This window comes from Nostoc sp. LEGE 06077, from assembly GCF_015207705.1.
Taxonomy (GTDB): domain Bacteria; phylum Cyanobacteriota; class Cyanobacteriia; order Cyanobacteriales; family Nostocaceae; genus Nostoc_B.
Window position 1 is genome coordinate 1 of sequence record NZ_JADEWI010000047.1, and the last position, 15,598, is coordinate 15,598.

The 15,598-nt window shown below is 40.6% G+C and carries 12 protein-coding genes; 6 read left to right on the forward strand and 6 right to left on the reverse strand.

From position 1 onward, the window contains the following. Positions 1-96 precede the first annotated feature (96 nt). Complete coding sequence (locus IQ244_RS23720; protein ID WP_193898551.1) at positions 97-534, reverse strand: hypothetical protein; 438 nt, start codon at positions 532-534, stop codon at positions 97-99. Between the two features lie 13 nt (positions 535-547). Then, positions 548-1,513, reverse strand: a complete 966-nt coding sequence (locus IQ244_RS23725; RefSeq protein ID WP_193898553.1) for a hypothetical protein — start codon at positions 1,511-1,513, stop codon at positions 548-550. Positions 1,514-1,884: 371 nt separating this feature from the next. Here IQ244_RS23725 and IQ244_RS23730 point away from each other — a divergent pair, with 371 nt between their 5' ends. From IQ244_RS23730 to IQ244_RS23745, 4 genes are all read left to right on the forward strand, one after another. Continuing rightward, a complete protein-coding gene (locus IQ244_RS23730) occupies positions 1,885-2,199 on the forward strand; it encodes a DUF6825 family protein (protein ID WP_193898555.1) in 315 nt (104 codons plus the stop codon). Between the two features lie 179 nt (positions 2,200-2,378). Beyond that, entirely contained in the window at positions 2,379-4,067 is a 1,689-nt protein-coding gene (locus IQ244_RS23735) for an ABC1 kinase family protein (protein ID WP_193898557.1), read from the forward strand. 18 nt (positions 4,068-4,085) lie between these two features. After that, positions 4,086-4,814 (forward strand): PP2C family protein-serine/threonine phosphatase, encoded by a 729-nt coding sequence (locus tag IQ244_RS23740; RefSeq protein ID WP_193898558.1) that lies wholly within the window; start codon positions 4,086-4,088, stop codon positions 4,812-4,814. Between the two features lie 618 nt (positions 4,815-5,432). Then, positions 5,433-5,630: an NblA/ycf18 family protein gene (locus IQ244_RS23745; RefSeq protein ID WP_190684639.1), complete on the forward strand. Its 198-nt coding sequence runs from the start codon at positions 5,433-5,435 to the stop codon at positions 5,628-5,630. Positions 5,631-6,033: 403 nt separating this feature from the next. On the opposite strand, the gene IQ244_RS23750 is transcribed toward IQ244_RS23745, so the two are convergent. The 4 genes from IQ244_RS23750 to IQ244_RS23765 form a co-directional block, all read right to left on the reverse strand. After that, the gene (locus IQ244_RS23750; RefSeq protein WP_193898559.1) at positions 6,034-7,599 is read right to left on the reverse strand and encodes a serine/threonine protein kinase; all 1,566 of its coding nucleotides are present in this window, start codon (positions 7,597-7,599) and stop codon (positions 6,034-6,036) included. Positions 7,600-7,908: 309 nt separating this feature from the next. Then, on the reverse strand, positions 7,909-8,358 hold the full coding sequence (locus IQ244_RS23755) for a hypothetical protein (RefSeq protein ID WP_193898560.1): 450 nt from the start codon (positions 8,356-8,358) through the stop codon (positions 7,909-7,911). An 82-nt stretch (positions 8,359-8,440) separates the two neighbouring features. Beyond that, on the reverse strand, positions 8,441-9,604 hold the full coding sequence (locus IQ244_RS23760; RefSeq protein WP_193898561.1) for an anhydro-N-acetylmuramic acid kinase: 1,164 nt from the start codon (positions 9,602-9,604) through the stop codon (positions 8,441-8,443). A 388-nt stretch (positions 9,605-9,992) separates the two neighbouring features. Then, positions 9,993-12,713, reverse strand: coding sequence for a DUF3536 domain-containing protein (locus IQ244_RS23765; RefSeq protein ID WP_193898562.1), 2,721 nt, complete (start codon positions 12,711-12,713; stop codon positions 9,993-9,995). Between the two features lie 754 nt (positions 12,714-13,467). Here IQ244_RS23765 and cax point away from each other — a divergent pair. Together cax and IQ244_RS23775 are read left to right on the forward strand one after the other, a co-directional pair. Beyond that, positions 13,468-14,559: a calcium/proton exchanger gene (cax, locus tag IQ244_RS23770; protein WP_193898563.1), complete on the forward strand. Its 1,092-nt coding sequence runs from the start codon at positions 13,468-13,470 to the stop codon at positions 14,557-14,559. Positions 14,560-14,973: 414 nt separating this feature from the next. Further along, on the forward strand, positions 14,974-15,576 hold the full coding sequence (locus IQ244_RS23775; RefSeq protein WP_228059115.1) for a peptidoglycan-binding domain-containing protein: 603 nt from the start codon (positions 14,974-14,976) through the stop codon (positions 15,574-15,576). The last annotated feature ends 22 nt before the right edge of the window (positions 15,577-15,598 follow it).

A 15,598-nucleotide genomic window follows, 5' to 3' on the forward strand; every position in this document is an offset into this window, starting at 1 on the left:
ACCCTGCCCTTGGCAAGGGGAGGGTGCGCGACAGCGCGGGTGGGGTGTATTTCATCTGCTTGGGAATTGCTATATCAACTACATAGCCAAATTTTTCTAAAGCAAAATTCGCCCAGATAATAGCTTACGCAAAAAGCTAAACAAACCAATTGCTACATTAATCTGCATCTGGGTTTTGCGTGCTTCATCGATATTTGCTAATATTTTTTGCATTTCTTGGACATTTTCGGAATTTACCCCGATCACAATTTTATTAATAATTGCGGCTCTCACACTATCTATTGTGTATTTGCATTCATGAATTGCTGGTCTTAATGTATTCACTAAATCCCAATTACTTTTATCTTTAGCTTGCTTCAATTCAAATTGCAGTATGAGTAATATATCTTCTAATTCATCTTCGGTTTTTTGTAATTTCGTTAAATCAATACTATCTCTCGGCTCTGTTTGCAACTGAGCGATGATTGTCGTTAAACCATCGATTGTTTTATTACCTACCGCTGATACTATGTTATTAACAGGTTGATTATCCATAAAAATTACTTTTTTAAATTTGGCATTTAAGTTGAGATTGATCTGGCTTTGATTGCCCATTGACAACATCTATAAAAAAACTACTCAGAGTTCTATCTGATTTTATCTCTTGCTCAACAATGTTGATTCTACCTGTCAATGAACTGTAATTATTTCCAGTAATATTTGTAGTTAAACTTAAAATTTGGGTAATTCTAGCCGCTATCACATTAAAGCTAAGACGAGGATATTCATCAATCAGTTTTGATAGTCTTTGTCCTTTATCTGCTGCTACTATAAATTTAGCGATCGCAGCTTCGATTATTTCTTTTTCTTCTATATCTAAACTGCGCCATTTATTAATTAATAAACCTACTTGCTTTTCAATTTTTTGCTTCTCAGTTTCAGATATATTTGCTTGTCTATATTCTTGACGCAGCTTAATTAACTCTAGCCCAATTTCTGCTCTTTCAGGATTCTTCGGCTTTGGCGGATTTTTTTGCAAGAGTTGAGCAAGGCGGAGCATTTTTACTGTTAAACACCTTGCAGGTTGAGCAGTTTGCGCTACTATCCGACTACTTCCATAATCAACTGTTTCTAGATTTGTAAATATCTCCACAGCCTGATCATATTCTGCTTGTAAATTATCTAATGCTGTATCAAGCTCTGATGGCTGCTTTTTCTCACCTAAAATAATTAAATCTAACTGTTGAAAATTAATACTACCATCATCACTATTATTTTCAATAATCGGATTATTAAGTAATTCATCGATCATTTGCTCTAGATCATCTCCAGTTGAGTCTCTCAGTTGCAGTTGATTAATTTCTCTATATGACGTAATAGCTTCAAATGCTTGATTCCGAAAGTTTTCCGCCGTTGCTCTGAGTATGGCTCTTTTTTCAGGTGTACAGCTACTAATAGTTAAACTAAGCGCCACAAAAATTAAGGCTAATTTACAGACTGGACTTTTTGGCAATCGACAAAAACTAATAGACATAATTATTCTAGAGAAATATGCCAATTTTAAAAATCGTTATTATTGAATATTTTTTACTATAATCTTTTAGTCGCTAGATTTTTTAAACCTTAAATAAAATTCAGTAGTTTATCTTTTTTAAATGCCATTTTTTTCTAAAGAAATCAGCACATTAGGGGAGCTTTTAGGGAAAATAACCTAATATTTTTAGATTTTCTTAATATATGAGTTATTAGTTAATTGCTTTAATGGATATATATTTATATAGTTATAAATAAAAATAGTAAAGTTTATAACTTTAACTTGTACAATTAACTCCGAACTCTCAGATAGAAGCAGCAACGCATACGAGCAAGTTATAATTTTCTTGCGGACGAGCGTAACAAAAATTTATGAGTAACCCTCTTTTACAAGCCTTTTTCGTAGGCAGAGCAGTAGCTGAAGTCATTAATGAGCGCCTAGAAGTTGCTTTGACCGATGCGTTGAGTGAATTAGGTAAGTTTGATGCCGAAGCCAGAGAGCAACTGCGTCAGTTTACAGAAGAAGTCACACAACGAGCAAATCGGGCATCAGAAGCAGCTAATGTTGGTCAAACAACTGCTTCTGGGCAAGATCCTGTTGATTTGCAAGCAAATATTGATGAGCTACGAGCCGAAATTGCTCTATTGCGTAATGAATTACAGCGCTATCGCAGCAGTTCTGTATAGTCAATAGTTATTTAGTCAATAGTCAATAGTCATCACAAATGACATAGACGCGTTAGCGACTTCCCGCATGGTATGACAAATGACAACTAACAAATGACACCTTTATCAAACACAGTTTAGGAATCAGAGTGTCTTATCTTCCAGTTGATTCAGTGACAAACCAACGGTACGCAAAAGATATGGAACAGAGTTATTCAGACAAAGCATACCGTTGGAATCGTGAAAACTACTCTAGCAAACGCCGCTTTGTAGACATTTGGTCTTTTGTGTTGACCTTTATGTTCAAATTGTGGCGTTACAACAAGTCTTGGAGTTATCCAGGTGGTGTAACGGAAGCAAAACAAGCAGCAAGGCGCAAAGCCCAAGCCATTTGGGTTCGTAACACCCTACTAAATTTAGGGCCGACTTTTATTAAAGTTGGGCAATTGTTTTCGACTCGTGCTGACATATTCCCTAGTGAATATGTTGAAGAGTTATCGAAGCTGCAAGATAAAGTTCCAGCGTTTAGCTATGAGCAAGTAGAAACGATTATCGAGCAAGAACTGGGAAAAAAAATTCCTGAACTTTTCCAAAGTTTTGAACCTATTCCTCTAGCGGCTGCGAGTCTAGGACAGGTGCATAAAGGTGTGCTGCACAGTGGGGAAGCTATTGTAGTCAAAGTACAGCGTCCCGGACTAAAGAAGTTATTTGAAATAGATTTACAAATTCTCAAAGGAATTGCTCGTTACTTCCAAAACCATCCCAAATGGGGTAAGGGACGAGATTGGATGGGGATTTACGAAGAATGTTGTCGCATTCTTTGGGAAGAAATCGATTATCTCAGTGAAGGTCGTAACGCTGATACATTTCGTCGCAACTTTCGTGGTTATGACTGGGTGAAAGTGCCAAGAATCTATTGGCGTTACACTTCGCCACGGGTTCTAACTTTAGAATATCTTCCGGGGATTAAAATTAGTCAATATGAAGCGTTAGAAGCTGCGGGTTTAGACCGTAAGTTAATTGCGCGTCAAGGCGCTCAAGCTTATTTACACCAACTGCTGAATAATGGCTTTTTCCATGCTGACCCCCATCCAGGAAATATTGCTGTCAGTGCAGATGGTGGTGGGTTGATCTTCTATGACTTCGGCATGATGGGGCGAATTAAGTCCAATGTCCGAGAAGGATTGATGGAAACTTTGTTTGGGATTGCTCAAAAAGATGGCGATCGCGTGGTAGAATCACTGGTTAATTTAGGAGCGATCGCACCAGTTGATGATATGGGGCCAGTACGGCGTTCTGTCCAGTATATGCTGGATCATTTTATGGATAAGCCGTTTGAAGCCCAATCAGTAGCAGCAATTAGTGATGATCTATACGAAATAGCTTATAATCAGCCATTTAGATTTCCCGCAACTTTCACTTTTGTGATGCGAGCTTTTTCCACCCTAGAAGGGGTAGGTAAGGGCTTAGATCCAGAATTTAATTTTATGGAAGTTGCCCAACCTTATGCAATGCAGCTTATGACAAATATGAATGGCGCTGACAGTAATAGCTTCCTCAATGAATTAAGTCGTCAAGCAGTACAGGTGAGTACGACAGCATTTGGGCTACCACGTAGGCTAGAAGATACACTGGAAAAATTAGAGCGTGGTGATATGCGCGTGCGGGTGCGTTCTATAGAATCAGAACGCCTGCTGCGGCGACAGGGCAATATTCAACTAGGAATTAGCTACGCTTTGATAATCAGTGGATTTACTCTGTCAGCAACCATTTTATTGGTGAATCATTATGTATGGTTGGCACTGCTGGCTGGTTTGATTGCAGCAGCAGTCTCAGTAATCCTGATCCGCTTACTTATTCGCCTCGATCGATATGAACGTATGTATTAATTATTGCCTTAAAAAATTATGAAATTGAAATTCACGGGTTTTAGTGATCCGGGACTTATTCGTTCTAGTAACCAAGATGCTTATTATGTTGACCCTGAAGGGCGATTTTTTATCGTTGCTGATGGGATGGGTGGTCACGCTGGCGGTGAAGAAGCAAGCCACATTGCAACACGAGAAATTCAAGCCCATTTAGTAGCCAACTGGAATTCTGGGGAATCAGACCCAGAATTGCTCGAAAAAGCTTTGTGGCAAGCTAATGAGGCAATTTTACTAGATCAGCAAAACCATCCAGAACGCGCTGATATGGGTACTACTGTGGTTGTAGTACTTTTTCGCCAAGCAGAATCTCCTTGGTGCGCTCACATTGGCGACTCTAGATTGTATCGCTTGCGAGATGCACAACTCACCCAAATCACGGAAGACCATACCTGGGTAGCAAGAGCAATCAAAATTGGTGACATCACTTCCGACGAAGCCCGAATTCACCCCTTCCGCCATGTTTTATCGCGTTGTTTGGGTCGAGAAGACCTCCATCAATTTGATGTGCAACCACTGGATGTTACAGCAGGCGATCGCTTGCTATTATGCAGTGATGGTCTCACCGAAGAACTGGTAGATGAAAAGATTGCTGACTGTCTACAAAACATTCCCTTGCTAGAGAAAGCCTCTGTCTCCTTGATTGAAGCGGCTAAAGAGCAAGGAGGACACGATAACATCACAGTCGTCATTGTAGAATTACAAGGTTGAACTACAAAACAGTCAAGAGTCACTGGCCACAGCCGAGAACAGGGAATAAGGAAATCTCCTTATTCCCTGTTCTCGGCTGGGTATAAGTTACTTTTGACTTTGGAATTTTGACTTTGGAAATTTTTTAGTAAATATACTTAGCAATTTGTTCAGCCTGAGCATTTTTATTCTTTACAACTTGATAAAAATACTTTTAACTTCCAAAATTTAGCTGTTGGAGGCTGAGTTTATATAATTTGTTGAATTGACATCTTGCAGATAATACGGTAGGGCGCATATAATTCAGGTTTAATACCTTTCACTTCCCCTTGCTTCTATAAGTTTCTCCCTGCCAGAGAAGCTTCAACTCTGCATGGTTAAAGTGAGGTATTTAATTTCACTATTTGTGAAATTTCCCGGAATTTGCCTGAGCATACTTGAGTTGTATACCAGTAGGTTTAGGCAAAAGCTGTTAAAGACACCCAAAGTTTATCCCAAAGAGTGTGGGCAAACAGTCAAACAATTGTTATCTTTCTTAATACGTAGGAACAAATGTAGAGCTACTGTTAGTCCCATATCAATCCTTTGTAGGATTTTCCCCCTAAATCTCTCTTTTACGCGTTGTTTTCGGAGTTTACTATGAACCAACCAATTGAATTATCTTTGGAACAACAATTCAGTATCCGTTCATTCGCTACCCAAGTGCAAAATATGAGCCATGACCAAGCTAAAGACTTTTTAGTCAAGCTCTATGAGCAAATGGTTGTGCGGGAGGCTACTTATCAAGAGTTACTCAAGCATCAGTGGGGCTTAGATTCTGGTTCCACTCTGGCATAGAGTTCTTTTGTGTCTTAGTGGCGACCTCCTTCTCTTGCTCGGTTCCAAGAAGGAAAGGAGCTGGGGATGCTGGGGCGTCAACTTTAGTTCAAGAATTGTAAATTGATTGTTTTTAATCTAACTCTATGCCTAGCCAAAATAAAGGCTGCACATATTTGTTAAGACTAAATTTGTATTGTAGGGGATAAATTAGCAATCATAACTAGCCAAAACATTGTAGTTATGGCTATTTAAGTAAACTAATTTATGTGCTGTATTGGATACATAACACGATTTGCGTAGATCCAATTAATCACAGTTGAACACTTGCCATCGCTAATCATTATATTTGCTATAACGTAAGGCTTACAACCGAATATAGATTTATTGTTATAAAAGTTTACACTTTGCAATCAGCCACATTCTAGCTCGAAAGATCGAGGGGAACGTCTGTAGCCATTGCTTCTAATTTAGACAAGATTTGGGGTTTAATTTTTTCGTACTCACTTTTTAGTACATTTTTACCAAGTTGCGGATCTACAGATGAAGCTGAGACTTTACTTTCTTCTGCCCACTGTTCTAGGTTTTGGCGTTGAGCCGTAGCGATACTAGAAAGTAGGATATGAGAACAGCGACTGGGTGCTTCCCGCGCAAAGAATAACAACCGATAGTAACCAGTTTTTGCTAATAATCTAGCTACTTCTTGCCCGAAACTAGTCTTGAGATCCAGATAGTAAGGCAACCACTTAACACCGTGTTTGCGATTGTAGATAACCGTAATCCATAGTGCCATAGGGTGAGGCGCAGGCAGAAATAGGAATTGATTATAACGATCGCAGGCAAACCTTTTAAGAATTTCCCGCTGTGGTAGCATCACCCAGAGAGTTGGTAAAACCTCATTATTAACGCGCATCGTCTGGGGAAACACAATATCAGCAATTGGCTTATTGTCTGGCCAAGCAGCAGAACGTAGGATTTCATCATGTGAAGACAACACCTGGACATCAACTTTTGTCTTTGGCTGCTGCTCAACGGGAATGGTTAAGCTACGAGTAGCCACAGGTTTAGGTGTTGGGTTACTTGGTTGAACTATGGGTGAGCGATAATTCTGTTCAATAGATTCTAGCGCCTTTAAGATTTCACTCACCTTCTGAGGGCGATCGCTTGGTGCTTTAGCTAAACAACTCATCACTAAATTTTGTACTTCTTTGGGAATTTGCACCCCAGGATTAACTTCAGTAAAGGAGCGTGGTTCGAGACTGTGATGGGTTTTATACCATGCGCCAAAGGAATGAGTAGGTGCTAATAACGGCATCTTGCCAGTCAGCATCTCAAACATCATCACACCTAAACTGTAAATATCCGACCGATTGTCTAATTCCTTACCCTCCATCTGTTCGGGAGAAGAATAAGCCAAAGTTCCTAAATAAAATTTTGTCTGGTCGCTATTGGCTTGGAGTAACTTAGCAATGCCAAAATCCAGAATTTTGATTAATTCCCCAAAGCTGGAGTCCTGAATTACCAGCATATTACTGGGTTTAATATCACGATGAATGATGGGATAAACAGTGCCATCAACTGGTATACCATCATGGGCGCACTGTAAACCGAGTCCGATTTGACGCACCATACTCAAGAATCTGGGTAAAGCTAGATAGTGCTGACGAATAATCTGACTCAGGCTATGTCCTTGAAGATATTCCATCACGTAAAAGGGCGTATTATTTTCATCTACGCCATAGTCCATGACTCGCACAATGTGAATGCTTTTTTGCCCTAGCAAAGCACAGGTTTTCGCTTCTCGCTCAAAGCGTTCTTGTAACCGCATTTTTTCATTTTGAATCGAGAGGGCGAGAAACTTGACAGCAACAGGTACTCCTCCCAACAAAATATCTTTAGCACGATAAACTCGACCCATTGCTCCAGTACCAATTAATTCTTGAAGCTGATAGCGTTTGCCGAGTAAGCGTCCAATGTTGGGGTCTGACATAAAACATTCGACTCCAAAAGCAGATTGATTGTAAGTGTGTAGGAAAATAAGTACGTTAAAACTGGCATTTTTTGATTTATCTAGAATCTGTTTCTAGATAAATCACTGTTGACAATTGCTGAAAGATGGCAATTCAAACCTACGGAATGGTAGATTCATCCTGAAGTTTGCTAACATTCCGCACTCTGATGTTGATGTATTTTTAGTCTGCCCAAATTTAACTAAATAATTATCTATGGTTTCTATTGATTTACAATCGCTCGTCCTGGCTTCAATCCCCTAGTTTTAACTCTGGGGTTGTACTCAGCACTATTTCAGCGGTTGACGTTCTAAGCTGGCTTCCATTGTGCTAGTTAAAGAATGACCTGACATAACACCACAACTTAAATAGTAAGTGTCATTGGAGAGACGATAGATTGTTTCAAAGCCACTGCGACGTTGGCGATCGCTCAGTACCCAATAGCGCTGGACAATTGTATCTAGACCAATCCAGCCTTCGCCTTCTATTTGCCCGAAAAGATTATGCTGAAGCAAGAAAGTATACTGGCGTTCGCCTTCATGCAAACGCCCTTTGTATTGTAAAGAGATTTCCGAGCGATCGCTGCCGGGAAAAATCAGCTTTGTGGCCATTGTGAACCAGTTATCTCGATTCCAAGCAACTAAGGTCATACCCTTTACGCTGATTGGCATCCCATTGCGTTCTAGCCAATTGCCTTGTAATATCCAGCGTCCTGGTTCCATTAGAAAAGTGTGACCCACCTTCTCAGTTCCTTGTCTTGATCGAGTACCCTTACGACTCAAAGATATATTTGAAACCTGAAAATGTCAGGTGCTTAAGTCATCAAAACTTATTTTCAGCTGGGTGAATTTCGCCGAGTAGCACTTCATGGGGTGCGCCTGTTGCTGATGGCAGGTTGCCGGGGATACCTAGCTGTCGCCAGTAGGCTAAAACTGCAAATGCGATCGCTTCTTTAAAATTTGCACTCAAGCCGATTTCATCGGTAGTTAAGACGGGGATTGTTTTTAATAATGATTGTATTCTTTGTTTTAAATACAAATTGCGACTACCACCACCACATAAAAAGATGCGTTCTGGCATTTGTGGCAAAAACGTTTGGTAACTGTGAACAATAGAAGCCGCTGTCAGTTCTGTTAAGGTTGCAAGAAAGTCGGCTGGGCTGAGTTGGTATGGCCCGGCATCTTTTAAACATTGATTTAAGTAATCTACACCAAATAATTCCCGTCCTGTAGATTTGGGTGGTGGTAAATGAAAATAATCTTGCTGTAACCATTGGTCAACTAAAAATTGGCAAGCAGTACCAGTCGCCGCCCATTTACCATCTTCATCATAGGTTTTTGTCCCATTGGTTAAATGCTCCACAGCTAAATCTAACAGGCTATTTCCTGGGCCAGTATCCCAACCACGCATTTTTTCCAACCAATTATCGCGGCGAGGTGGGATATAAGCTACATTACCAATCCCGCCAAGATTTTGAATGCAACGTCCTTCTTCTGGATGACTAAGTAAATAAGCATCAACTCTGGGTACCAGTGGTGCGCCATGACCACCAATAGCAATATCAGCCACACGAAAATTACTGATAGTGGTAATTCCGGTGATACTAGCGATCAAATCACCACGTCCAAGTTGCAGAGTATAACCTAAACAGGAGTTCTGTTCTCCTGTTTTGATTGGTGGTCGATGGAAGACTGTTTGTCCGTGGGAACCGATTAAAGTGGCTGGCTGATGACCTGTTTGAATATTCTCAGCAGCTTGAGCGAAATTCAAGGCGATCGCATCATCTAATTCGGCAAATTCTGCCATTGAGATGGCTTTACCGGCACAGACAGCTAAAATACTTTCTCTGAGTTCAGCCGGATAAGGATATGTTTGTCCTGCTAACAACTCCACATTTAGATCTAAATCTGTACCAGAAATATCTACTAAAGCCGCGTCAATGCCATCTACTGATGTGCCACTAATTAAACCGATAATCCGAGTCATAAATAATTTGTTAATAGTTGTATTGGTCAATAGTCATAAGTCAACGGTGTGCTTTCAGTCAAGTATTACTGCATCAATCAAAAATCACAATCTACCCAAGAATTCTGACAACTCATTGAAGATGGCCATATCAGCCTAATGATATATAGTAAATCTATCCTAAGTATATTAAATAAGATTGCTACTCAGTAGATAATTGCGAATGTTCCACTTTTGTTTGTGCAGCGATCGCTCCTCTAAATTTAGGCTAATAGGAGCGATCATTTTTCTAGTGCAGGTGAAATCTCGCTCAATGCGACATAATGGGTGAACAAAAAAATCCCCAACTTCTTTGATAAATTGGGGATCGGAATATATTGATGGACAATGCAACATTTCTCGGCAGTACCTAATCCAACTGTCTTAAAATTGCATTGACATCAACACCTAATTTTTGACCCAATTTCAACAACTGTCGACACTGATTAGTATCTTCTTGATTAATCAGGCTGGTCATACAAGCAGGTGCTATCTGACTGTGCAGACAACTGAAATAGAGTTCTTGGGAACGATAGAGAGAAATACCCAAGTTGAGTTGATATCCGACATCAATCAATCTTTCTAACAATTGGATATCTGTAGTAAAACTACCGTTGGCATCGTGTAATAATTGCCAGAGCGATCGCAAAATCAATTGCTCTAAAATTTGCTTACCTTCAGGAATATTTAAGCGACAATGCAGATGTTTAGCTTCTGTGGCGATCGCGTTTAGTTCTACAATGTGATTCCAACAAGATTGTGGTTCAGCGATATCTTGCTCTAGCGATCGCAATGTGGTCATACAGCGATATCCTAAAGCAATCTCTGCTGCTACTTGCAATTCTTGGGGTACTTCTAGTTCATCCCGATGGAATGCCATGAGTACGCCGTAATTTTCTCGGTATGTCTGAGTATATAGTTGGTCTAATCGGTTCAATGTTTCTTGATTAATTAACCGCATAATTCGATGACGTTCTTCGGCAAAGAGATTCTGTAAGCTGAAGGTTTCATTGCCAAATAACTGTGTCATCACCAAAATGGTGTGGGCTGCGCTGGCTTGTTGGAATGCGGTAAACAATTTTTCTTTAAATTGGCTGTAATCACGTCGCCCAGTAAATTGTTGAATGCAGCAGTGAAAATCCCAACCGCCTAAATGCAACACGGCAAATACTAAATGTTCACTTTCCCAAGTAATTTCGGAAACTAACTTTAAATGTCCAACAACCAAAGTTAGCGCCCCCATACTTTGCCGTTGGTAGTCTAACTCATTGCTGGTGTAGCAATAAACTCGCTTTTGGCAAGGATGATGCAGAGAACTCGAAGTATCTAGTCCTGGGAAATTGCAAGTTTCTGCTGGTCTGTGATTATTAAACAGTGAAGTAATCGCATAGTGGGAAGCAACTTGCTTGAAGCTAACTTGAGCCGTTAGTACCAACTGACGATAAATTTCGCCACCATGCTTGAAAAAGTCTACATTGCTGGGTGCTAAACCCAGGCGTTTGACGAAACCTTTTTCTAATTGCACACCAGCCACATCTCCCGCCAGTTCTAACGCACGGGAGGCGTAACGGAGAATCTGAGTTCCTTCGGGGCGAGATAGTTCTTCAAAAAACCAGCCGCAACTGGTGAACATTAACAAGGCGTGACGCTGCATTTCCAATAAACGCAAAGCATCTACTTGTTCGGCGGCGGTGAGTTTGTGCGTTTGATGACGGGACAGGAAGCGGCTGACATTGGTAGAAGAGCGATCGCGGATAACTTTGATATATTCATCTCTGGCTAACCAGGGATCTTTGAAGAAGTGCTGGCCATATTCTTCATACACTTCAACTAATTGATCCCGCAGCCAATTTAAGGCATTGCGTAAAGGCCGCCGCCATTTTTGATGCCAAACACCACCTTCACCACCACAACCACAGTCATCTTGCCATCTATCGACACCGTGAGCGCAACTCCAAGCCGTGATGGGCTTGAGTTCTACTTCCCAGGTGGGAGGATTTAAGCTGAGGTAGTGGGCAAAGTTTGTGACTGTCCAATCATGACGCGGGAATTCTTGGGTAAAGGCGTAAGCTAAGGTTTTTTCGGTACCTTTTTTATGATGTCCAAAAGTTTCCCCATCGGTGGCGACAGAAATCAATTGGGCTGGCCGATGATCCCCACGCACCGCTGAACCAATACGTCCAGCCAAGTAATTGGAACTGTAGGTAACATCTGTAAAACCCATATCCCGCGATATCGGGCCATCGTAGAAGAAAATATCAATATAAGGTAGTCCTTCTACGGATGCGTCAATACTCTCTGTGGCAGAGATCATACTCAGCGGTGAAGCCAGATTATTTAAAGTCGGCTTCAAATAGCAACGATAAGGACGGGTGGGATCAATCTGACTACCACCAACTTCATACCATTCTGGCTGGGGATCATTTTTGTTTGGTAAAGGACGGCAACGTTGTGCTTGCGATGGTGCCAAGATAATGAAACGAATACCTTCAGCAATTAAAGCTTCTATGGTTGCGTAGTCTACACCTGTTTCTGCTAACCAAATACCTTCGGGATCGCGGCCAAAGCGGGATTTGAAGTCTTCTTTGCCCCAGCGAATTTGCGTGTATTTATCGCGTTCGTTAGCCAGAGGCATGATGATGTGATTATATACTTGCGCGATCGCATTACCATGACCTTGCAAACGTTTAGCGCTTTTGGCATCTGCCTCTAAAATTCGTTGATAAACCTCCACATCGTAGCGTTCTAGCCACGACATCAAGGTAGGGCCAATGTTAAAGCTGAGATACTCGTAATTATTCACGATCCCCATGACTTCGCCCTGATCGTTCACGATTCTAGCAAAGGCATTAGGACGATAGCATTCATAGTGAATGCGCTCATTCCAATCATGGAAAGGTGCAGCACTAGGTTGACGCTCAATTGCGTCTAGATAAGGGTTTTCGCGCGGTGGTTGATAAAAATGACCATGCACTGTGACATACACACCAGTAGATGTTCTCAGGGGATCATTATGGTGAGTATTTTGGGCAGTAGGATGATGAGTAGACGTAGTACCAGAGCTTCCTGGCAATTCAGCAGCAGAAGTCATGTATGTATATTTATCCAAAACAAAAAACTTGTAGCAACGCTTTTAGCGTTGTATTCCAACCTGATCTACACAGGGTTGCCGACAAAATCCGGTATAGACTAAAACTATGTGTCTAGGATACAGTCTAATTCCTGAGAAAGCAGTCTGACTAGAGTGGGAAATCTGCGTTATCTGATGGCTGTTTCTCAAGTATCACTAAATTCTCAGCCATCTAACAACACCTTTATTAAGGTTTTTACTTTGGCAGTTCCAATGCCAATAAAAATTTCATCGTCTTTTAATCTATTAAACTCGATTTCTTGTGTAGTTTGCTACTACTAAACTGATATTTTTGCTACAAAAGATTGCAAAAAATCTAGAAAACGCAATTTTAATTTACATAATCTGACAAAACTAATTTTTATCCATAGGGCTGAGTTTAGTAAATTCTCTCAATGGGTTAACTGATGGTTGAGAGTATCCTATTGAAGTGCTGAGTTATGAGTACTGCGGAGGATGAGACAGATAAGCAAAATTGGGAAGAATAATTCAAGACTGATCGCGTCTCTATTTCGTTGAGGTTAGAGTCTAGTTAATTAGGGTGTACATCATACAATGGGAAACTGCTATATACAATGAGACTTTTCAAATTGGGAGAATGTGTGTGTTTAAAACCCTGACATCCTAAACCCCAAACCCTAATTCCCTTAACTTTCTCATCTTCCCCATACTTCATTCAGCGTTTTTCTAGGATAACTTTAACTAAAGTAACCAAATGTCAGCTAAAAACATTGTTTTTTTCGTGCTGTTGCTATTTATTCCAGTTTCATTAGCGGCGCATTTTCTCGAATGGGGAGATTTAATCGTATTTGTCGCCGCTGGTTTAGCTATTTTGCCTTTAGCGGCTTGGATGGGGACAGCTACTGAAGAAATTGCGGTGGTAGTAGGCCCAACCCTGGGCGGATTATTAAACGCCACCTTTGGGAATGCGACAGAATTGATCATTGCTTTAATAGCTTTGAACGCTGGACTGGTAAATGTAGTTAAAGCCAGTATCACAGGCTCGATTGTCAGTAACTTATTGCTGGTGATGGGTCTTTCGATGTTTTTGGGAGGGCTACGCCACAAAGAACAAACATTTCAGCCCATTGTGGCGCGGGTGAATGCTGCTTCGATGAATTTGGCGGTGATTGCCATTTTGCTCCCCACGGCCATGAACTATACTTCCCAAGGTATTGATGAACAAACTCTGCAAAATCTTTCTCTGGCTGTGGCAGTGGTGTTAATTTTGGTCTACGCCTTGACGCTGCTGTTTTCCATGAAAACCCACGCCTATCTATATGATGTGGGTGTTGCTGAGGCGGAAGATAAGGAAGATTCCCACGAAAAACCAAATATTTTGTTGTGGACTGGGGTGTTGTTGGTATGTACCTTACTAGTCGCCCTCGAATCAGAAATGTTAGTGGATTCTTTAGAAGTCGCTACATCTCAGCTTGGTTTGACAGCATTGTTTACAGGTGTAATTTTAGTTCCGATTGTGGGTAATGCCGCAGAACACGCCACTGCTGTTACCGTAGCGATGAAAGATAAGATGGATCTTTCTGTATCTGTGGCGGTAGGTTCCAGTATGCAGATTGCCTTATTTGTCGCTCCGGTGTTAGTAATAGCCGGGTGGGTACTTGGTAAACCAATGGATTTAGATTTTAATCCCTTTGAATTGGTAGCTGTGGCTGTGTCGGTATTAATTGCTAACAGTATTAGTTCTGATGGTAAATCTAATTGGTTGGAAGGCATTTTGCTGTTAGCTGCATATACCGTTTTAGGCTTTGCTTTTTACTTCCATCCTGTTATCTCTAGCATTGGATAGTGACAATTATCAGATAGCGATCGCTTGTTACTTTTATACAGCGATCGCTTCTGTTTATCGGTAGAGTTAATTTGGTACTTTGTTTGCTATGTAACCAGAATTTTGTATCTTCATCAAGTCTAAAACATTCAAGTTATTTTCTTATTCAAATCTTATTAACCGTTAGAGATACTGCTTAAGATAGAATATTTTTTTTATTATCTAGAGTTTATTATTTTCAAGGAAAGCAGGGACATAAAAACAGCAAACGAGTGATTGTCGATTGTATAAGGCATGATTAAGCATTGCTTGGCGATCGCTTCTGTTTCTCGTCACACAAAATTATTATATTTTTTTATTTTTAGGACACACCATTCCGGAATCACGAAAATTTTTCTGTCAAAGGAAATATGGGTGTTAATAACATCAAAAACAATGAGTGATATTGTCCTGCTGATGACGGGTATGTTAATTGCAAAACAACCATCTCCGTCTCATGTAACCCAGCAGCCTGTAATTCAGCTAGACAATGGCGTGCAGACAACAACACCAGGGCAGTCATCTCAATTTGATCAAGATACAAATATCACGCCATCTGAATTCACGCAGCTCAAAGAAAAGCCTCAAGCTACTCTCGTAGCTTTTAATTCTGAGCCTGAAAAAATTCTAGTCAAAAAAGCAGAGAAAAAACCTACTAAAGATTTATATAGTTTATCTGAATTTAAGAATTTTCAGCCTGTAAATGTCAAGTTTCCACGTTCACAACGCCTGATAGCTCAACGGCTTAATGATGAAGAAATTCTGTTAGCCAGGGCTTCAAGATTTTCTGGACGAACTGTCCCTAATCTACGTTTTGGTAATTCCGGTTTAGCTGTGAGAGTTTTGCAAAAGCTACTTATCGCTAACGGCTATGCTATGCGCGTCGATGGAGTTTATGGGGCGGTGACAGAAAGCGCTGTGAAAGCCTTTCAAAGCCGCCGCAATTTAACCACAGATGGGATCGTTGGGCCGAGAACTTGGTTGTATTTGACAAGATAATTAATAGTCAATAGTCAATGGT